At 40.4% G+C, this 18,762-nt stretch carries 18 protein-coding genes and 4 tRNA genes; 4 read left to right on the forward strand and 18 right to left on the reverse strand.

Annotated elements, in window-relative coordinates:
* Window positions 1-4: 4 nt before the first annotated feature.
* The gene (gene yycF / locus HPT25_RS07765) at window positions 5-715 is read right to left on the reverse strand and encodes a response regulator YycF (protein WP_173062308.1); all 711 of its coding nucleotides are present in this window, start codon (window positions 713-715) and stop codon (window positions 5-7) included.
* Window positions 716-1,197: 482 nt separating this feature from the next.
* On the opposite strand from yycF, the gene HPT25_RS07770 reads away from it, so the two are divergent.
* The 3 genes from HPT25_RS07770 to HPT25_RS07780 are packed head-to-tail and all read left to right on the forward strand — an operon-like array spanning window position 1,198 to window position 4,298.
* A complete protein-coding gene (locus HPT25_RS07770; protein ID WP_173062311.1) occupies window positions 1,198-2,538 on the forward strand; it encodes a UDP-glucose dehydrogenase family protein in 1,341 nt (446 codons plus the stop codon).
* A 24-nt stretch (window positions 2,539-2,562) separates the two neighbouring features.
* On the forward strand, window positions 2,563-3,084 hold the full coding sequence (locus HPT25_RS07775) for a phosphatase PAP2 family protein (protein ID WP_376767975.1): 522 nt from the start codon (window positions 2,563-2,565) through the stop codon (window positions 3,082-3,084).
* Between the two features lie 23 nt (window positions 3,085-3,107).
* Window positions 3,108-4,298, forward strand: coding sequence for a glycosyltransferase family 4 protein (locus HPT25_RS07780; protein WP_173062317.1), 1,191 nt, complete (start codon window positions 3,108-3,110; stop codon window positions 4,296-4,298).
* Window positions 4,299-4,355: 57 nt separating this feature from the next.
* Here HPT25_RS07780 and HPT25_RS07785 read toward each other — a convergent pair.
* From HPT25_RS07785 to HPT25_RS07860, 16 genes are all read right to left on the reverse strand, one after another.
* Window positions 4,356-4,428, reverse strand: a tRNA-Phe gene (locus HPT25_RS07785).
* A gap of 19 nt (window positions 4,429-4,447) precedes the next feature.
* Window positions 4,448-4,524, reverse strand: a tRNA-Asp gene (locus tag HPT25_RS07790).
* A gap of 65 nt (window positions 4,525-4,589) precedes the next feature.
* A tRNA-Glu gene (locus HPT25_RS07795) sits at window positions 4,590-4,661 on the reverse strand.
* Window positions 4,662-4,675: 14 nt separating this feature from the next.
* Window positions 4,676-4,751, reverse strand: a tRNA-Lys gene (locus HPT25_RS07800).
* Window positions 4,752-4,884: 133 nt separating this feature from the next.
* Window positions 4,885-6,177, reverse strand: a complete 1,293-nt coding sequence (locus HPT25_RS07805; RefSeq protein WP_173062320.1) for an adenylosuccinate synthase — start codon at window positions 6,175-6,177, stop codon at window positions 4,885-4,887.
* 278 nt (window positions 6,178-6,455) lie between these two features.
* Window positions 6,456-7,820 carry a replicative DNA helicase gene (gene dnaB, locus HPT25_RS07810; protein ID WP_173062323.1) on the reverse strand — a complete coding sequence of 455 codons (1,365 nt, stop codon included), beginning with the start codon at window positions 7,818-7,820 and terminating at the stop codon, window positions 6,456-6,458.
* Window positions 7,821-7,996: 176 nt separating this feature from the next.
* The gene (gene rplI / locus HPT25_RS07815) at window positions 7,997-8,446 is read right to left on the reverse strand and encodes a 50S ribosomal protein L9 (protein ID WP_173062326.1); all 450 of its coding nucleotides are present in this window, start codon (window positions 8,444-8,446) and stop codon (window positions 7,997-7,999) included.
* The gene (locus tag HPT25_RS07820) at window positions 8,443-10,416 is read right to left on the reverse strand and encodes a DHH family phosphoesterase (RefSeq protein WP_173062329.1); all 1,974 of its coding nucleotides are present in this window, start codon (window positions 10,414-10,416) and stop codon (window positions 8,443-8,445) included. The genes rplI and HPT25_RS07820 overlap by 4 nt, the downstream gene beginning before the upstream one ends.
* Before the next feature lie 24 nt (window positions 10,417-10,440).
* Window positions 10,441-11,385, reverse strand: a complete 945-nt coding sequence (locus tag HPT25_RS07825; RefSeq protein ID WP_173062332.1) for a YybS family protein — start codon at window positions 11,383-11,385, stop codon at window positions 10,441-10,443.
* A gap of 115 nt (window positions 11,386-11,500) precedes the next feature.
* A complete protein-coding gene (gene rpsR / locus HPT25_RS07830) occupies window positions 11,501-11,740 on the reverse strand; it encodes a 30S ribosomal protein S18 (RefSeq protein ID WP_173062335.1) in 240 nt (79 codons plus the stop codon).
* Window positions 11,741-11,776: 36 nt separating this feature from the next.
* A complete protein-coding gene (gene ssb, locus HPT25_RS07835; RefSeq protein WP_173062338.1) occupies window positions 11,777-12,277 on the reverse strand; it encodes a single-stranded DNA-binding protein in 501 nt (166 codons plus the stop codon).
* A gap of 62 nt (window positions 12,278-12,339) precedes the next feature.
* Window positions 12,340-12,627 carry a 30S ribosomal protein S6 gene (gene rpsF / locus HPT25_RS07840; RefSeq protein ID WP_173062341.1) on the reverse strand — a complete coding sequence of 96 codons (288 nt, stop codon included), beginning with the start codon at window positions 12,625-12,627 and terminating at the stop codon, window positions 12,340-12,342.
* Window positions 12,628-12,763: 136 nt separating this feature from the next.
* Window positions 12,764-13,864 (reverse strand): redox-regulated ATPase YchF, encoded by a 1,101-nt coding sequence (gene ychF, locus HPT25_RS07845; RefSeq protein WP_173062343.1) that lies wholly within the window; start codon window positions 13,862-13,864, stop codon window positions 12,764-12,766.
* A 127-nt stretch (window positions 13,865-13,991) separates the two neighbouring features.
* Window positions 13,992-15,998: a molybdopterin-dependent oxidoreductase gene (locus HPT25_RS07850; RefSeq protein ID WP_376767914.1), complete on the reverse strand. Its 2,007-nt coding sequence runs from the start codon at window positions 15,996-15,998 to the stop codon at window positions 13,992-13,994.
* 81 nt (window positions 15,999-16,079) lie between these two features.
* On the reverse strand, window positions 16,080-16,277 hold the full coding sequence (locus HPT25_RS07855; protein WP_173062347.1) for a DUF951 domain-containing protein: 198 nt from the start codon (window positions 16,275-16,277) through the stop codon (window positions 16,080-16,082).
* Window positions 16,278-16,295: 18 nt separating this feature from the next.
* Window positions 16,296-17,171 (reverse strand): mechanosensitive ion channel family protein, encoded by an 876-nt coding sequence (locus tag HPT25_RS07860; RefSeq protein ID WP_173062349.1) that lies wholly within the window; start codon window positions 17,169-17,171, stop codon window positions 16,296-16,298.
* Between the two features lie 175 nt (window positions 17,172-17,346).
* Between HPT25_RS07860 and yyaC the strand changes: the two genes are divergently transcribed.
* Window positions 17,347-17,961, forward strand: coding sequence for a spore protease YyaC (gene yyaC, locus HPT25_RS07865; RefSeq protein WP_173062351.1), 615 nt, complete (start codon window positions 17,347-17,349; stop codon window positions 17,959-17,961).
* A gap of 45 nt (window positions 17,962-18,006) precedes the next feature.
* Here the strand turns inward: yyaC and HPT25_RS07870 are convergent, their stop codons facing one another.
* Entirely contained in the window at window positions 18,007-18,720 is a 714-nt protein-coding gene (locus HPT25_RS07870) for a DUF554 domain-containing protein (RefSeq protein ID WP_173062353.1), read from the reverse strand.
* Window positions 18,721-18,762: the final 42 nt, after the last annotated feature.

Here is an 18,762-nt window from a genome sequence, read left to right on the forward strand (position 1 = left end):
AGCATTACTCCTGTTCAGGATTCCGCAAATAATATCCAACTCCGCGTCGCGTTACAATCCAAGCTGGATGGCTGGGAGTATCCTCAATTTTTTCCCTTAATCGTCTTACTGTTACATCGACGGTTCGGACATCACCATAGTAATCATAGCCCCATACGGTCTGTAGCAGGTGCTCCCTCGTCATGACCTGGCCAATATGCTGCGCCAAATAGTAGAGCAATTCAAACTCCCGGTGTGTCAATTCGATCGTTTCCCCGCGTTTTGATACAACATATGCGTCCGGGTGAATAACCAGCGAACCAATGGCAATTTCATTTGTATCATTTTCTTCTTCTGCTTGGGCAATACTTGTATTATGGCGGCGTAGATTAGCTTTTACTCGAGCAATTAATTCTCTTGTACTAAACGGCTTCGTTACATAATCATCAGCACCAAGCTCAAGACCAAGCACTTTATCAATTTCTGAATCCTTTGCAGTCAGCATAATGATCGGCATATCATATTTCTTCCTGACTTCACGGCATACTTCCATGCCATCTCTTAATGGGAGCATTATATCTAATAGAATTAAATCCGGTTGGATTTCCTCCACTAATTGTAAAGCTTCATTTCCATCATAAGCACAGTGAACACTGTACCCTTCTTTTTTTAAATTAAACTGCAGAATATCTGCAATCGGCTTTTCATCATCAACAACAAGAATTTTCTTTTCCATACCATTTCCCCCTTCTTCAATCCTATATTTTTACAAATGAAGTGAATAGTCATGGTTATTCTATTTTACTTTACCACTGTTTCGGCTTAAATTCATCTTTTACTAGCAATTCACATTAACTGGAAGAAGTAAATAGAAAAAGCCTCTAGTAATCAGACTAGAGACTTTCTTCTATTTATTTTGCGGCTTAAGAGAGAGGATTGGGCGAAACTAGTATTAGCCTAGTTATGGTTTTTTAGCCGATCGGACCTCCTTTGAAGTGAATACGCGTAACAAGGACACGACTGATATCTCCCCCGAAAAAATCTGCAGAAGTACTTTGCTGAATTGGATATGTAATGAATACTTTCGTACAAATTTAAAGAAAAACACCATTGATTTTTCCAAAAATACACAATCTTTACACTCTTATTACACGGAGTTAATACTATCCAAACATTTTTCTTATAAAATGGTGGAAACAAAATTATTGGAGGGATTGGATGAAGATCACCGTTACTGGAGCAGGATATGTTGGGCTTGTCACAAGCGTTTGTCTAGCTGAATTAGGACATCAGGTAATAACTACAGACATTCAAAAAGAAAAAATCGAAATGCTCCAAAATGGCATATCCCCTATTTATGAACCAGGATTACCATCGCTCTTAGAAAAAAATCTTGGTAACGGAAGACTTCGTTTTACAATGGATCCTGACCTCGCTTATTCCGATGCGGAAATCATTTTTATTGCTGTGGGGACGCCCGAAACCGATAACGGTTCCATTGACTTGAAATATCTATATGTGGCTGCTTTTACAATCGCTCACCATATTGAAAATGATGTGGTAATTTGTACAAAGAGTACGGTTCCGGTTGGAACAAATGACATCATTCATCAGATCATTAACAGCCGTAAACCCGATAATATTCTAGCAGAAGTCGTGTCTAATCCGGAATTTCTCCGTGAAGGTTCCGCTGTGTATGATTTCTTTCATGGTGATCGAATCGTGATCGGAACAAATAATCCTGAAGCAGCCAATATAATGGAACAACTTTATCTCCCATTGAAAATTCCGATATTAAAAACAGATCTTAAAAGCGCTGAAATGATTAAATATGCCTCCAATGCCTTTTTAGCAACAAAAATTAGTTTTATTAATGAAATTGCCAGCATTTGCGAAAAAGTTGGAGCAAATATTGAAGAGGTAGCATATGGAATGGGCTCTGATAAAAGAATTGGATTCCCCTTTCTCCAAGCAGGGATTGGTTTTGGTGGCTCTTGTTTGCCAAAAGATACAAATGCCCTTTTACAGCTTACTGGATGTAATGAACAACGTTTTGAATTGTTAGAGGCAGTTATGAAGGTAAATAGACGCCAGCACTCCCTTCCAATTGTGAAGGCAAAAGAACTACTAGGGCCGCTGCAAAATAAAAAGGCAGCCTTACTTGGTTTAGCCTATAAGCCTGATACAGATGATGTACGAGAATCCACCTCCCTCATTATCGCAAAGGAGCTGCTTGAGGAAGGGGCATATGTAACAGCCTATGATCCCGTTGCTACTCCTAATTTTCAGAAAATGATGGGGAATTCCATTTCCTACGCTTCCGATATTCCCTCTGCACTACATGGTGCCGATTTTGCTATTATTGCGACAGAGTGGGATCAAATTAAGCATGTTCCGTTGGATGTATTTTCAACCAATATGAAACGCCCAATTATTATTGATGGGAGAAACTGCTATTCCCTTCAAGAAGTTCAAAAATACCCTATTACGTATATTTCTGTAGGAAGACCTGCCATTGATCAGAAGGGGCAAATCATAAAGGATGGATCATTATTTTAGAAAGGAAAGAAGCCAATGACCAAAATGTTCCATGCATTTTATCATTTCGAATGTCAGTTATTTCAAAAGGTAAATCGCCATTTTGATAAAAGACTGCTCAATCTTTTTTTCAGATCCATCACCCATTTTGGAGGAGCAAGATTGACAATTGCTGCAACACTCCTCCTCTTGCTTTTCTCACCTCACAGCACTAGCTTAACGGCCGTTTCCAGTGCCCTTGCCTTAACGGCCAGTCACATACCTGTGCATATCGCAAAACAGCTGCTACCCCGAAAAAGACCGTATCTGACGTTGGATCAAATTATGGTTCTTCCTAATCCGTTACAGGATCCATCTTTTCCTTCCGGGCATACAACAGCTATCTTTTCTGTTATTATTCCGTATGTTTTATTTATGCCTAGTCTTGCAGTAATCCTTCTGCCAATGGCCCTTTGCGTAGGATTATCAAGGATCTACTTAGGCCTTCATTATCCTTCAGATGTTATTGCCGGTGGAGTTCTCGGAGCACTAACAGGAGCTGGTAGTTTTTATTTATTATGTATGTGAGAAGGAAACAGGAGGGAGCTACTATGAAAATTGCCATTTTCACTGATACCTTCTATCCGGAAATTAACGGTGTTGCCCGTACACTTAAACGTTTGACTGCTTATTTAGAAGAAAAACATATTTCTTTTAAAATTTTTGCACCCTATTCTTATGACAATGATAGCAACGACACGCATATTCTCCGTATTAAAAGTTTGCCATTTTACTTATATCCTGAATGTCGCTTAGCCATACCCAATCCCCTTTTTATTAAAAAAGAGCTTCAGAATTTTGCACCAGATGTAATCCATGTAGTTACTCCTTTTACGATGGGACTTTGCGGCACTTACTTTTCCCGAAAACTAAAAATCCCTCTTGTTGGCTCCTATCATACGAATTTCGATTCTTATTTAACTTTTTACAACCTATCCTTTCTTTCAAAACTTTTATGGAAATACATGCTTTGGTTTTACCGGCCTTGTAAAAAAATATTTGTTCCTTCCCATGAAACTATGCATCAGCTTCAGAAACATGGATTTCAAAACTTGGACATTTGGACACGCGGAGTTAATTGCGAATTATTTCATCCTTTTTATCATCATGATTCTATTCGCAAACAATATGGTATTTCTAAAAAGTTCCTTATTACGTATGCTGGAAGACTGGCACCCGAAAAGGATGTGATCACGTTTCTCCATGCAGCTAAATTATTACCTGATGAAATAAATCAGCATATACAGTGGTTGGTGGTTGGTGATGGTCCTCTTCGAGAAGAGTTACAGCACACAGCTCCCGAAAATATGCTATTTACTGGCTATTTATCAGGGAATTCACTTGCTGAAGTATACTCAGCGTCCGACCTGTTTGTTTTTCCTTCTTCTTCAGAAACTTTCGGGAATGTTGTACTTGAGGCACTTGCCAGCGGTACACCTGCCATTTGCGCCAATTCTGGGGGTGTGAAAAATATCATTAATGCTGGTAAAACGGGGGAATTATGTACACCTGCACGCCCACAAGAGTTCGCCCAGGCCATTCATTCACTATTAATTAATGAGAGCTTACGGAAACAAATGGGGATAGAGGGAAGGAAATACGCTTTAACACAAAGATGGGAAGCAATTTTTGATCAACTAATTTGTCATTATGATCATGTGGTGAATGAACATAAAAAGAATCATACCATTCAGCAAACCCCTAGCAGTCAGGCTCTTGCAAAAGTGAAAACAGGTCTCTGACGGAGGAGCATTAAATTAAAACAACAAAAAAAGCCTGCAAATGCAAGCTTCTTTGGATGGCTCAGGACGGAATCGAACCGCCGACACAAGGATTTTCAGTCCTTTGCTCTACCGACTGAGCTACTGAGCCATACTACATTATGTATAAATGGCGGTCTGGACGGGACTCGAACCCGCGACCTCCTGCGTGACAGGCAGGCATTCTAACCAACTGAACTACCAGACCGAATATTATTGACAGTCAGCAAGGAGACCGTCCTTGCCAGCCATTTGCCGACCGTCAAATGCCGATGACCCCTACGGGATTCGAACCCGTGTTACCGCCGTGAAAGGGCGGTGTCTTAACCGCTTGACCAAGGGGCCATTACTTATTAAAATGGTGAGCCATGAAGGACTCGAACCTTCGACCCTCTGATTAAAAGTCAGATGCTCTACCAACTGAGCTAATGGCTCGTACATTACTAATTTTCATTATCTCTTAGCGACGTTTTTTATATTATCATGTATTCTACTATTTAGGCAATACTTTTTTAAAAAAATATTTAAAAAGTTGAAGCTCCTCAATAGGAGGAGCTTCAATTCTACTTTACACTTGTCTCCAAGGATTGCACACGACATTGGTTTGAGCACGGTCCGGACCTACAGAGAAGGTTGATAGCGGAATTCCTGTAAGCTGTGTAACACGTTCAACATAATGACGTGCATTCGCAGGCAGTTCATCCAATGACTTGCAGCCAGTAATATCTTCAGTCCAGCCTGGAAGCTCCTCATAAATAGGCTCACATTGTGATAAGATCTTTAGATTGGCCGGATATTCCGTAATGATTTCATCCTTGAAACGGTAAGCTGTACAGATCTTCAAAGTCTCAATTCCCGTTAATACGTCAATAGAATTTAGAGAAAGATCTGTTAAGCCGCTAACACGCCGGGCATGGCGGACAACCACACTGTCAAACCAGCCGATACGGCGAGGTCTACCGGTAGTAGTGCCATATTCACGGCCCACTTCGCGGATTCGGCTGCCAATTTCATCATGGAGTTCAGTTGGGAATGGGCCATCACCAACACGGGAAGTATAGGCTTTACATACACCCACCACATGGGTAATTTTTGTCGGGCCAACTCCTGAGCCAATTGTGACACCACCAGCAACTGGATTGGATGATGTAACAAACGGATACGTTCCTTGGTCAATATCCAGCATAACACCTTGAGCGCCTTCAAAAAGGACGCGTCGGCCTTCATCTAATGCGTCATTTAACACAACAGAAGTATCGCATACATATTGCTTAATTTGTTGACCATACTCATAGTATTCGTCAAGAATTTCTTCTTTTTTAAAGCCTTCCACTTCATAAATTCGTTCAAATAAACGATTTTTTTCAACAAGATTCCGTTCTAATTTTTCTTCAAAGATTTCCTTGTCCAACAAATCGGCAATCCGTATTCCAACGCGGGCAGCTTTATCCATATAAGCAGGACCGATTCCCTTTTTCGTGGTGCCAATTTTGTTTGCCCCTTTGCTTTCTTCTTCTACCTCATCCAATTTTAAATGATAAGGCAAAATCACGTGGGCACGATTGCTGATTCGGAGATTTTCTGTCGTAACGCCCTTTTCATGTAAATAGGCAAGTTCTTGAATAAGCGCCTTTGGATCCACAACCATACCATTGCCGATAACGCAAATTTTTTCTTTATTAAAGATCCCAGACGGAATTAAATGCAGTTTATAAGTTTCACCGTTAAATTTAATGGTATGGCCTGCATTGTTACCACCTTGATAACGCGCAACAACCTCTGCATTTTCTGAAAGAAAATCGGTAATTTTCCCTTTCCCTTCGTCTCCCCATTGTGTACCAACAACAACTACTGATGTCATGATAGGCACCTCCACAAATTTTAGCCATAAGGAATTTAAGTCCCAAAGGCGATTTATTCAACCCGAACCGCTATAAAAAGGTTCGTAAGTCAGCAGGATTCATTTCCCTTTTACGTAAATACTTAATTAACACCATCTTAGTTTAGCAATTTTGGCCATAAAAAGCAACTAAACACGAACGTTTTATAGTAGTATAATAAAATATGTTCGTATAACTATAAACCTATGAAAAAAGGGCCAGCCAATAATAGAAATTGGCTGACCCCTTCATGAAAACGTTAAGCGCCTGGCGGAGCCATGGAATCATCAAAACGTCTCTCTAAATTTACGAATTTATTATACTCTTTCACAAACGCCAGCTGCACCGTTCCAACTGGACCGTTACGCTGCTTGGCAATAATAATCTCAATAATATTCCTATTCTCTGATTCTTTATCATAGTAATCATCACGGTATAAGAAGGCAACAATATCCGCGTCCTGCTCAATACTTCCTGATTCACGAATATCAGACATCATTGGGCGCTTATCCTGACGCTGCTCCACACCACGGGAAAGCTGTGATAGGGCAATAACTGGCACTTTCAGTTCACGGGCTAATTGCTTTAAGGAACGAGAAATTTCCGATACTTCCTGCTGACGATTTTCCCCAGATCGGCCACTTCCTAGAATAAGCTGCAGATAGTCAATTAAAATCATCCCTAAACCATGCTCTTGCTTTAAGCGGCGGCATTTCGAACGAAGATCAGCTATTCTCACTCCAGGGGTATCGTCAATAAAGATCCCCGTGTTTGACAAACTCCCCATGGCCATCGTCAGTTTCCCCCAGTCCTCCTCTGTCAGTGAACCGGTACGAAGTCTTTGGGCATCGATATTCCCTTCAGCGCAAAGAAGACGCATCACAAGCTGTTCAGCTCCCATCTCAAGACTAAAGATGGCAACATTTTCACCAGTATTTTTAGCAACATTTTGCGCAATATTTAAGGCAAATGCTGTTTTACCAACAGAAGGACGGGCACCAACAATGATTAAGTCATTGCGCTGAAATCCAGCTGTCATCCGGTCAAGCTCGACGAAGCCTGTCTCAAGGCCCGTAATGTCGCCAACGCGTTTATGCATTTCCTCAATATTGTCATACGTCCGAACTAAGACATCTTTAATATCATGAAACGCTCCGGCATTTTTCCGCTGTGCGACTTCCAAAATACTTTTTTCCGCTTCACTAAGGACAGCCTCAACCTCGTCTTCACGGGTATAACCATCTGTAGCAATATTGGTTGCTGCCCGGATCAATCTACGAAGCAGTGATTTTTCTTCTACAATTCTAGCATAATATTCAATATTGGCAGCTGTCGGGACTGCCCCAGAAAGTTCATTTAAATAGCTGACACCGCCTGTATCTTCAATCAGTTTTGCTGCTGCCAGCTCCTCTGTTACGGTAACAAGGTCAACGGCTTTGCCCTGATCGGAAAGTTTCAGCATGACATTAAAGATTTTTTGGTGTGCTGCTCGATAAAAGTCTTCTGGAATTAGGATTTCCGAAGCCATTGTTAAAGCGGAGGGCTCAAGGAATATGGCCCCCAAAACAGCTTGCTCCGCCTCAACATTTTGCGGCGGCATACGATCTGCAAATAAATCACTCATTTATTAAAAACCTCCTATTTTAAGAGGATATTAGATAAACCTTAAAATGTTTTTCTCACTAAACAAAGAAAAAAAGTGACCAGTAAAAACCGATCACATCTCGTTGATTACATTTTTATTCTAACACGTTCACCCTGCGCTGCACACTGGAAATTATCTTCCTAAAAAGGGCGCTGTTATTTAATTTCCTTAACATGGACAGTTAATGTAGCCGTTACCTCATGATGCAGCTTTACTGGAACTTTTGTATGTCCAAGAGTGCGGATCGCATCAGCCAGTTCCATTTTCCGTTTATCAATTTTAATGCCCTGCTTTTTTTCAAGTTCTTCTGCAATTTGCTTGGTTGTAATCGAACCGAACAATCTGCCGCCTTCACCAGCTTTTGCATTTAATTCAACTGTAATTTGGTCCAACTTTTCTTTCAGTCTTTTTGCTTCAGCCAGTTCCTCAGCTGCTTCTTTTTCCTGCTTTTTCTTTTGGGCATCTAATGTGCTCATATTTGCATTTGTAGCCTCTACTGCTAACCCTTGTTTTATTAAAAAGTTATGGGCATAGCCATCGGATACATTTTTCACTTCTCCTTTTTTGCCTTTGCCCTTCACATCTTTTAGAAAAATCACTTTCATTCCTTTTTACTCCCTTCAAAATAATCATCAATTGCTATCTTTAACAGGGTTTCCGTTTCTTCAATGGTCAGCCCCGTTAATTGCGTAGCCGCATTTGTCAAATGGCCTCCGCCTTTTAAACTTTCCATAATCACTTGCACATTGATGTTTCCTAATGAGCGGGCACTAATACCAATAATCCCTTCATTGCGTTTGGAAATGACGAAGGAAGCAAGAACACCTTCCATTGTCAACAGAGTATCGGCAGTTTGTGCAATCGTCACCTGGTCATTTACATCATTTTCCTTGCCTTTGGCAATGGCAATGCCGTCGCGATAAAAGGAAACCGTCTCAATGAGTTTGGCACGCTTTAAATATGTACCCACGTCTTCTTTTAAAAATTTTTGAACGAGGATCGTGTCAGCTCCATGTGCCCTTAAATAGGAGGCGGCATCGAATGTCCTGGAACCCGTTCTCAATGTAAAGCTTTTTGTATCCACAATAATCCCTGCTAAAAGCGCAGTTGCCTCAATCATTTCTATTTTAACTCTTTTTGGCTGGTATTCAAGAAACTCGGTTACCAATTCTGAGGTAGAAGAGGCATATGGCTCCATATACACAAGCAGCGGATTGGTGATAAAGTCCTCACCTCTGCGGTGATGGTCAATTACGACAACATGATCTATTTTATTTAAAAGACGCTCCTCCATCACCAATGAAGGTTTATGAGTATCAACCACCACAAGCAGTGTTTTATCAGTGGAAATTTCCAATGCTTCTTCTGGACCGATAAATCGAGAGAATAATTGCTCCTGATGGCGGATTTCCTCCATCAGTCGCTTTACACCGCTATCCAATTCCTGCATGTTTACGACAATGTAAGCATCCTTTTGATTCATTTGCGCCACTTTATAAATTCCAATACTGGCTCCAATCGAATCCATATCAGGATTTTTATGCCCCATAATCATGACCTTATCACTTGCTGTTACTAAATCCTTTAGAGCGTGTGAAATCACCCGTGCTCTTACTCGTGTGCGTTTTTCGATTGGATTTGTTTTTCCTCCAAAAAACTTCACCTTTCCATTAGACAATCGAATGGCTACCTGATCGCCGCCTCTTCCTAATGCCAAGTCAAGACTTGATTGCGCTAACACGCCCAATTCTGGCAGCGAGGATACCCCTGTTCCAACACCGATACTTAATGTAAATGAAATGTTTTGCTTTGACGTCATTTCTCTAATTTCATCAAGGATCGTGAATTTTCCTTTTTCTAAAGACTGGAGAATTCCTTCATTAAATATGCCGATAAAGCGATCGGATGAAACCCGTTTGAGGAAAATTCCATAATCATTTGCCCACTTATTTAAAATGGAGGTCACTAAATTATTAATGCTCCCACGCATCTGATCATCCATTCCCTGGGTCAAATCATCGTAATTATCTAAAAAGAGAATAGCAATGACAGTACGTTCCTCATGGTACATCTTTTCAATTTCAGTCTGTTCTGTCACATCAAAAAAATACAAAAGTCGTTCATCCGGCTTATGAACAACACGGAACTTGCGATCATGAAGCGTAATGATTTCTGTTTCCACTTCTTGCTTAATTAATGGAATCAAATGGTCTGCAACATCATAAAGCGATCGGCCCACAAGTGTATCTTCATCAAAACAGGAAGATAGAAATGGATTCGTCCATTCAATATAGTACTCCTCATTAATCAGCATAATCCCAATAGGGAGCTCGAGCAGGGCCTCCTCGCCAACCTTTTTCACCCGATGGGAGAGGGTCGAAATATACTGCTCCATTTCCTCGCGCTGGCGTCGTCCAACGACCACCATATAATAGAGCGGCAAAATCATCAGGAGAAGACCAGCCAGACTTAAGATCCGGTTATAGAGAAACAAGATAGCCAGCAATACTACCGTAACGCCAATTAACCCATAAAACGGGTAAAGATTTGATCGCTTTTCTAAAAATGGAGGCATTTTGTCAGCTCCTAAACACAAGTCTTACTCTTTATTAATAAATCGCTTTCTAAAGTTAAAACCCAAATCCGTAATGCCTAATAACATTATTATATAATGAACGATCGGAATCGTGAAAGCCAGAAGTACAATGATGATACCAATGCCTTTTGGTGTTGATTTCTGATAGAGCATAAACAGCAAAAAGGAAAGACCTTGCACCATTAGAAACATTTCCAATATGTATACCGCATTTTGAATAACTGTGTATAAAAAGGTACCATCTTGAGGATGGAAAAGAAAATTAGCTCCAAGCGCAATCAAAAAATACCATAAAAGGCTTTTAGGCAGCGAGAGGTTTCTGAAGTTTCCCCATTGTTGGATCTGGACACCAAATCTTTTAGCAATTGGAAAGCAAATCCACTGGATAATCATCACAATAATAATAGAAGCCAAAATCATAAAACTTGGTGCTAGCGTGGTAATCATTTTAACGGTATCTTCATTTTGTTTTTTTATGGTTTCGATCTGATCTGCTTTACCCATGGCCTTTAGCATATTTTCCGACATGGCAGATGATTGCTTAAATGCATCCTTTATTTCATGGATAATATCAAAATGGAAAAATGAAGCGCTGACAACATAAAAGATAACAGTACCTGCTAAAAAAGTAAGTGAGCCTGCAATTAAAATCATCGTCCTACTGCGATTCTTTTGCAGCAAATAGCCCAATATAATCCCTGTTATACCATATATTAATGTAATGGAAATTCCCAAAAAGGACCCTGCAAGGAAAGAAATAAAGACAGCAGCTATCGTAAAGGCCCCAATCAATTTTAAATCGTTTTTTGCTGAAAATAAGATAAACGGCAAGGGCAAGAGAAGGTTTAAGAAAGAACCGATAATTGGAACATAAATGGTTATTAAAATTAAGACAGCAAAGATTGCCAAAAGAATGGCACCTTCCGTAAGTTTATTTACATTTTTCACAACTTCACCTCAATCATAGAAACCTATCTCTATATTTTAGCTAGATATGTACAGCTATTCAACCTAATAAAGAAAAAGACAGCAAGGGTTTTAAGCCCGAGCTGCCTCGCTATTCTTATTCGCCTGCAACGAATGGTAGTAATGCCATTTGACGTGCACGTTTGATGGCTACAGTTAATTTACGTTGATATTTAGCGCTTGTGCCAGTTACACGACGTGGCAAAATTTTCCCACGCTCAGAAATGAATTTTTTAAGTAAATCCACATCTTTGTAATCAATGTTTGTAATACCATTTGCTGTGAAATAGCATACTTTACGGCGTTTTGCGCGTCCGCCTTTACGTCCTCCTGCCATGGATAGTCCCTCCTTTATGGATTTAATAGGTATACTTTAGAATGGCAGATCATCATCTGAAATGTCTATTTGACCGCTTCCGGCAAATGGATCATCATTCACTCTTGTATAACCCTGGTTGGAATTAGGCCGTTGATTCTGACTGCCGAAAGGAGCTCCTTCCGGCTCTCTTGGTGGTGCACCAAAATAATCGTTGTCGTTTCTGTTGCTGGAAGCGCCCTTTGGTTCTAAGAACTGAACACTTTCTGCCAATACCTCGGTAACATAAACACGTTTTCCGTCCTGTCCTTCATAGTTACGAGTTTGAATACGGCCATCAACGCCTGCCAAGCTGCCCTTTTTCAAGAAGTTCGCTACATTTTCAGCAGGTTTACGCCAAACAACACAGTTAATAAAGTCTGTTTCACGTTCACCTTGCTGGTTTGTAAATGTGCGATTCACTGCTAATGTAAAAGTAGCAACAGCTACTCCACTAGGGGTATAACGCAACTCCGGATCTTTCGTTAACCGGCCAACAAGTACAACACGATTCAACATCAGAATCAACTCCTTTTCTTCCGCTCTATGTTTCACGTGGAACGTTTTTGGTAAATTTATACTTAAGCTTCTTCTTTAATCACGATATGACGAATGATGTCTTCGCTGATTTTTGCAAGACGAGAAAATTCTTGTACTGCTGCAGCTGAAGAATTTGTTTTAACGATTTGGTAGTATCCGTCACGGAAATCGTTGATTTCGTATGCAAGACGGCGTTTACCCCAATCCTTTGATTCAGCTGTTTCCGCACCATTGTCAAGAAGAATTGTGTTAAAACGCTCTACAAGAGCCTTTTTCGCTTCATCTTCAATGTTTGGGCGGATGATGTACATGATTTCGTACTTATTCATATTTAGGCACCTCCTTTTGGTCTAAGCGGCCCATTATTTGGGCAAGGAGCAATTATTCATTACTCACAAGTTGAAATTATACCATAGAAAAACAGGAAAAGCAATGGCCTTTCCTGTCGTCACAATTGTTTATCAGTTATACATTAAAGCGGAAGTGGATAACGTCTCCGTCTTTTACTTCGTATTCTTTCCCCTCTAAGCGAACCTTGCCGGCTTCTTTCGCTGCATTGTAGCTGCCAGCCGCTAAAAGGTCAGCATAAGAAACGGTTTCAGCACGAATAAATCCGCGTTCAAAATCAGAATGGATAATCCCCGCACATTGCGGTGCCTTCATCCCTTTTCTAAATGTCCAGGCACGTACTTCCTGAACTCCTGCTGTGAAATAAGTAGCCAAACCAAGCAGGCTGTAAGCCGCACGAATTAATTGATCAAGACCTGATTCTTCAATTCCCAGCTCTTGAAGGAACATTGCCTTTTCTTCACCCTCAAGCTCAGCAATTTCCTCTTCAATTTTCGCACAAACGACAATTACCTCTGCATTTTCTGCAGCTGCATATTCCCTTACCTTTTGTACATATTCATTATCGGATGAATCTGCAATATCATCTTCACTTACATTCGCCACATATAAAACAGGCTTAATGGTCAGTAAATGTAAATTTTTCACGAGCTTCATTTGCTCTTCTGTAAAATCAACGGAACGCGCCGGTTTTTCTGCTTCAAATGCTTCACGAAGCATGGATAGAATTTCAAATTCTGCTGCAGCGTCTTTATCTTTTTGCTTTGCCAATTTTTCTACGCGGCCAAACCGCTTTTCAACTGATTCCATATCAGCCAAAATTAATTCCAAGTTAATCGTTTCAATATCAGAAATCGGATCCACCTTGCCCGATACGTGGGTAATATTATCATCTGCAAAGCAGCGGACAACCTGGCAGATGGCGTCTACTTCGCGAATATGGGAAAGGAATTTATTTCCTAATCCTTCACCTTTGCTGGCACCTTTTACAATCCCTGCAATATCCGTAAATTCAAATGCCGTTGGAACAGTTTTTTTCGGCTGCACAAGCTCCGTTAATTTTTGCAAGCGATAATCGGGTACCTCAACAATCCCTACATTGGGGTCGATCGTACAGAAAGGATAGTTTGCTGATTCTGCCCCCGCCTGGGTAATCGCATTAAATAATGTCGATTTACCCACGTTTGGCAGTCCAACAATACCTGCTGTTAAAGCCATTCACGTTCACTCCTCAATAAAAGTCAATCTATTTGAAAAATTAGTTCACTATTCAATAGACAAGCCTTTCACAATTATAGATTTTAATGTATAAAAAAACAAGAAAAACTGCTGCCTTTGGCAACAGTTAACTTAATTTCACCAGATTCACAAGACAATCATATAAAGTGCTTCCCAAACCATTATCCGATTCCCTGCTTGACGTAAGATTATTGACAGCCCCGCCGAATTCCTTCCATATTCCCTCGTCGATATTGATTGTGTCAGGATGTACAGCTGGCAAAATCGAGACATAACCATATACTTCACCGCGGTCATTCCAGACTCTTACGTAATCGCCATTTTGTAACGCTAATTCATTGGCGATATTTTGCGCTACTTCTACTTTTAATTTCACTTTCCCCTCAAACAAATGATAATTCTGGGAGTGATTCGAGCGCAGCGGATGGATCGTCAGCAGATGATAGGGATAGTTTTTGGCAAGACTTGGATTAGACCACTTGGATTCTTCAGGGATTGCCAATGCCAGAAGGCCCGTTCCAGTTTTTTGTTGTCCTAAAAGGGAGGTAAACTCAAATTTCCCTGTTGGTGTAGCAAACTTTCGATCATGCCAAGGAATTTTTACAACCGGGAGCTCCAGGGTATGCTCATCCATTAATTTTTCAAGAGTTAAACCGTGCTTTTCTAACGGCTTCAAGGTCATCTTCAGCCACTCTTCTCTTGAATGCTTGAAATGTTCACTAAATCCAAGCCGTTCCGCCAGTTGTGACCAAATTTCTAAATCCGATTTGGCTTTACCAGGGGCTGTGACAAGTTTCGGTCCATAATTGACATAATGATGATACATAGAGGAATAATAAAAATCCTCTTCCTCAAAGGCTGTCGTAACAGGCAGGACATAATTTGCAAGACGCGCTGTGTCCGTCATGTATTGCTCCATGACCACTAGGGTGTCAACCGATGAGAAGGCCTTTTCGACTATTGAGGAGTCAGGAACCTGTGTCAGGGGGTTACCGCAAGTTACCACAATCATTTTAATTTCTGGATTTTTAGCTGTTAACACCATTTCTGCCTGCTTCATAATCGGAATTTGCCTGTGGCTTTGCTTGTGGTTTGGCAGTGTTAATTCATCAAAAGCAAAGCTTTGCCCAACCTGGATGTTGGCATAGTTAGCTCCGCCGCCGGCAATACCAATGTTGCCGCTGATTGCTACAAGAGCATCAATTAAGCGGATCGTATTCCCGCCATTTTTATAACGCTGCATCCCCAGCCCCATAAAAGTACTTGTTGGTTTATCTGCATAAATCTGCGCCAATTTGGTAATATCCTCAACTGGGACCTCCGTCATGTCGCTGATTTTCTCAACTGTGATTTCATTAAGCAGCTCTGTTAAATCAGCAAAACCATATGTGAATTGTTCAATAAACGTGTGATCCTCTAATCCTAGGCGGAGGATTTCCTTCATAATTCCTGCTGCCAGCAATCCGTCCATTCCCGGCTTAATGGAAATATGTTCATCAGCAATTTTAGCTGTGGCATTAAATATCGGGTCAATCACCAAAAGACGGGCACCCAGCTTTTTCGCCTCAATTAGTTTTTCATAAAAGTGCATATTCGTTCTGGCAACATTTCTGCCCCAAACAATTATGTTTTTACTATGGTAAATATCATTTGGTTCATGACTATTCGCAGAACCAAAGTCCCACTTTTGGGCTTCAATTCCTGCACCCCAGCATAGTGAACCATAAAGCTCTGTTACACCGCCATAGCAGTTAAAAAAGCGCTGATCCAAATTTTTTAAGATTCCATTATTAGCATAATCATGACTGTGTAACACAGCTGTTGAACCGTATTGGTCTTTTATTGTGTTGAGTTTGCAGGCTATTTCGTCAAGTGCCTGTTCCCAAGAGATTTCCTGAAATGTCCCATTTATCTTTTTTAAGGGGTGCAATAACCGTTGTGGAGAGTTAGCTCTAGCTGCAAGCATCCGCCCACGGCCGCAAATTTTCCCTTTTGTAATAGGATGATCTGGGTCTCCTTCTACCTTCACTACTTGTTCATTTTCAACTGTTACGAGTAAACCACAGCTGTCCCAGCAGTTTAAAGGACAGGCAGCTTTAAGCACTTCCGTCAAAATTCCACCCCCAGAATACATAACTATATATCTACTATTCTAATAAGAATAGTCCAGTTTACCAAAAAAAGAAAGCATGAATTAGTCTTCATGCTTAACCAATATTTTCTTCATTTTTCGTGCAAATTCTCTTCTTGGAATCATAACACTATGACCGCAGCCTTCACATTTTATTCGTATATCCATTCCCATTCGGATAATTTTCCAGCGGTTTGTTCCGCATGGATGCTGCTTCTTCATTTCAACAATGTCATTAATCGCAAATTCCTTTTCTTCCACTGCTATTCCTCCTTCCCGTTATTTCGGTTGTTCCGTTCCACTTGGATACATGACAAGCCTAGGCGGCGGTACTTTAATCCCTTGTTCGTCTAACAGCAATTTAATATCCTTGCGGAGGGCTCTTGCTATCCCGGATTGTTTCATTGGCAATGTTTCTGCTACGATGCGGAGCACGACCTCCGTTGGACCCATCGTTTGAATCCCCAGTAGCTCAGGTTCTTTAATCAGTTCTTCATATTGTTCAGGCATGTTTTTTAAGGAATCTTCAATCACCTTTTCAGCCCGTTCTATATCCTCGCCATAAGAAATGGCAATATCGACAACGGCTATACTGTTATTTAAAGAAAAGTTCGTTACCTGTGTAATACTTCCATTCGGTAAGATATGAAGCTCACCAGTCCAGCTCTTGATCTTTGTCGTTCTTAATCCGATGGCCTCTACATTTCCTTCAAATTGACCAACACGGATATGGTCACCGACAGAGAACTGATCTTCAAATATAATGAAAAAGCCAGAAATAATATCTTTCACCAAGTTTTGAGCCCCAAACCCTACAGCCAATCCGACAATACCTGCACCAGCGATCAGGGCCTGGACATTAATTCCCATCACTGAAAGTATCATCATAAAGGCTATAAAATAGACTACATAGGATAGGATATTATCCAGAAGCTTTGCAAGGGTCTCTTCCCGCCGGCCTGAAGTTTTGGCGAGGGGAGAGAGATTTCTGATTTTAAAAATATTTTGGATCGCTAGTTCTCCAATTTTTATTAATACCTTTGCAATAATTAAGATGAAAATAATTTTTAATAAGCCTCCGCCAAAGCTTAACCAAGTTTCTTCACTTTTTAATTTATCGATAAGTAGTTGCATGCTTTTTGCTGTAAAAATCATTTATACACCTTCCTTAGCCTTTCTTATCCTCCATTTTAACAATTTTTCTAGATAGAGAACAGCATTGTGTTAATACTTTTATTCCCCTGTTTATGTATAGATTTCCGATATTTTCCGTATACTATTAAGGCAAAATGCTTTTTTTCACTTTAGTATTTATTTAAGGAGTGGACTTATGAATCTGAAAGCTCAGCTTTTTGACAGGAGGGTAAAGGCACAAATAAATCATGATGATGTTCATGCTGCAGAAGACTTGGCAGTTGAATTACTTTCCAGCATACCATCCATTACCATTCGCCCCATTGTGTTTGTTTGTATTGGTACGGACCGCTCCACAGGAGATTCATTAGGACCACTTGTTGGCACTTTGTTAGAAGAGAAAAAACTTCAATCGTTCCATATCTATGGAACACTGGATGAGCCCATTCATGCTGTAAATCTAGAAGAAAGACTAAATGAGATTACAGCAAAACATATTAATCCCTATATGATTGGCATTGATGCTTGTTTAGGCAGGATCAAAAATGTCGGAGCTATTCAACTTGGAAACGGCCCTGTCAAACCTGGGGCAGGTGTAAATAAGCAGCTTCCTCCCGTTGGCGATATACATATCACTGGAATAGTGAATGTCAGCGGATTTATGGAGTTTTTTGTTTTACAAAATACCCGATTAAATTTGGTTATGAAAATGGCTAAAACAATTTCAGAAGGGATCCATAAAGCCAGCCTTGTTTATCCAACACAAAGGTGGTCCCCATTCAAATGGCTTGATGAAGAGAAGACAAATTAAAAGGAGCAAGGATAAAATCCTGATGCTCCTTTTTTTATTTACAAATTAAAAATATAAATGATAAATGTACATAGCTGTTGAAATGACTCCAACCACGATGACTCCTGGAAGGAGGTTCGCCACTTTTATTTTTGTTAGCCCTACTAAATTAAGACCAATCGCAAAAATCATAATTCCCCCTGCAGAGGTCATTTCAACTATAAATTGATTCATTAGTGCTTTTGGCACAAGGTGGTCAATTTGGGTTGCAAATAGGGCGATCAGACCTTCATAAATAAAAACTGGAATAGCGGAGAATAAAACTCCAATTCCTAGTGTTGTAGTCAGAATTAGGGCTGTAAATCCGTCTATAATGGACTTCATATAAAGAACCCCATGATCCCCACGGATGCCGCTGTCTAGCGCACCAATAATAGCCATTGCCCCAATGCAAAATATAAGTGTCGCGGTGACAAACCCTTCCGAGATGCTGCCTTTCTCGCTAGAGCCAATCTTTTTTTCCAGCCATAGTCCTAAATCATTTAGTTTTTCTTCTAATGCCAGTTGTTCTCCAATGACGGCTCCAAAAACAAGGCTGATAATGACCACCAAAAAGTTTTCACTTTTCAAGCCCATTTGCAGGCCAAGAACCATAACGGAAAGACCAATCGCATACATAACCGTAGTCTTCATGCCTTCAGGTATCCGATTAAGTACTTTTCCCAGCAGTGTTCCAACAATAATCAAAAGTCCATTTACAAGTGCTCCTAATATAAACATTGTGAATACCCCTTTTTCTGTCTCTTAAGATCTGCTCCATTC

The sequence above is a fragment of the Neobacillus endophyticus genome (assembly GCF_013248975.1).
Taxonomy (GTDB): domain Bacteria; phylum Bacillota; class Bacilli; order Bacillales; family Cytobacillaceae; genus Neobacillus; species Neobacillus endophyticus.

Excerpts from the sequence above, each read along its gene's own strand:
- HPT25_RS07780 (WP_173062317.1), top strand. The coding sequence starts at position 3,108 with ATGAAAATTGCCATTTTCACTGATACCTTCTATCCGGAAATTAACGGT.
- HPT25_RS07770 (WP_173062311.1), top strand. The coding sequence starts at position 1,198 with ATGAAGATCACCGTTACTGGAGCAGGATATGTTGGGCTTGTCACAAGC.
- HPT25_RS07775 (WP_376767975.1), top strand. The coding sequence starts at position 2,563 with ATGTTCCATGCATTTTATCATTTCGAATGTCAGTTATTTCAAAAGGTA.
- ssb (WP_173062338.1), bottom strand. The coding sequence starts at position 12,277 with ATGTTGAATCGTGTTGTACTTGTTGGCCGGTTAACGAAAGATCCGGAG.
- HPT25_RS07820 (WP_173062329.1), bottom strand. The coding sequence starts at position 10,416 with ATGCCTCCATTTTTAGAAAAGCGATCAAATCTTTACCCGTTTTATGGG.
- yycF (WP_173062308.1), bottom strand. The coding sequence starts at position 715 with ATGGAAAAGAAAATTCTTGTTGTTGATGATGAAAAGCCGATTGCAGAT.
- HPT25_RS07870 (WP_173062353.1), bottom strand. The coding sequence starts at position 18,720 with ATGTTTATATTAGGAGCACTTGTAAATGGACTTTTGATTATTGTTGGA.
- dnaB (WP_173062323.1), bottom strand. The coding sequence starts at position 7,820 with ATGAGTGATTTATTTGCAGATCGTATGCCGCCGCAAAATGTTGAGGCG.
- ychF (WP_173062343.1), bottom strand. The coding sequence starts at position 13,864 with ATGGCTTTAACAGCAGGTATTGTTGGACTGCCAAACGTGGGTAAATCG.
- rplI (WP_173062326.1), bottom strand. The coding sequence starts at position 8,446 with ATGAAAGTGATTTTTCTAAAAGATGTGAAGGGCAAAGGCAAAAAAGGA.
- rpsR (WP_173062335.1), bottom strand. The coding sequence starts at position 11,740 with ATGGCAGGAGGACGTAAAGGCGGACGCGCAAAACGCCGTAAAGTATGC.
- rpsF (WP_173062341.1), bottom strand. The coding sequence starts at position 12,627 with ATGAATAAGTACGAAATCATGTACATCATCCGCCCAAACATTGAAGAT.
- yyaC (WP_173062351.1), top strand. The coding sequence starts at position 17,347 with ATGAATCTGAAAGCTCAGCTTTTTGACAGGAGGGTAAAGGCACAAATA.
- HPT25_RS07805 (WP_173062320.1), bottom strand. The coding sequence starts at position 6,177 with ATGACATCAGTAGTTGTTGTTGGTACACAATGGGGAGACGAAGGGAAA.
- HPT25_RS07860 (WP_173062349.1), bottom strand. The coding sequence starts at position 17,171 with ATGATTTTTACAGCAAAAAGCATGCAACTACTTATCGATAAATTAAAA.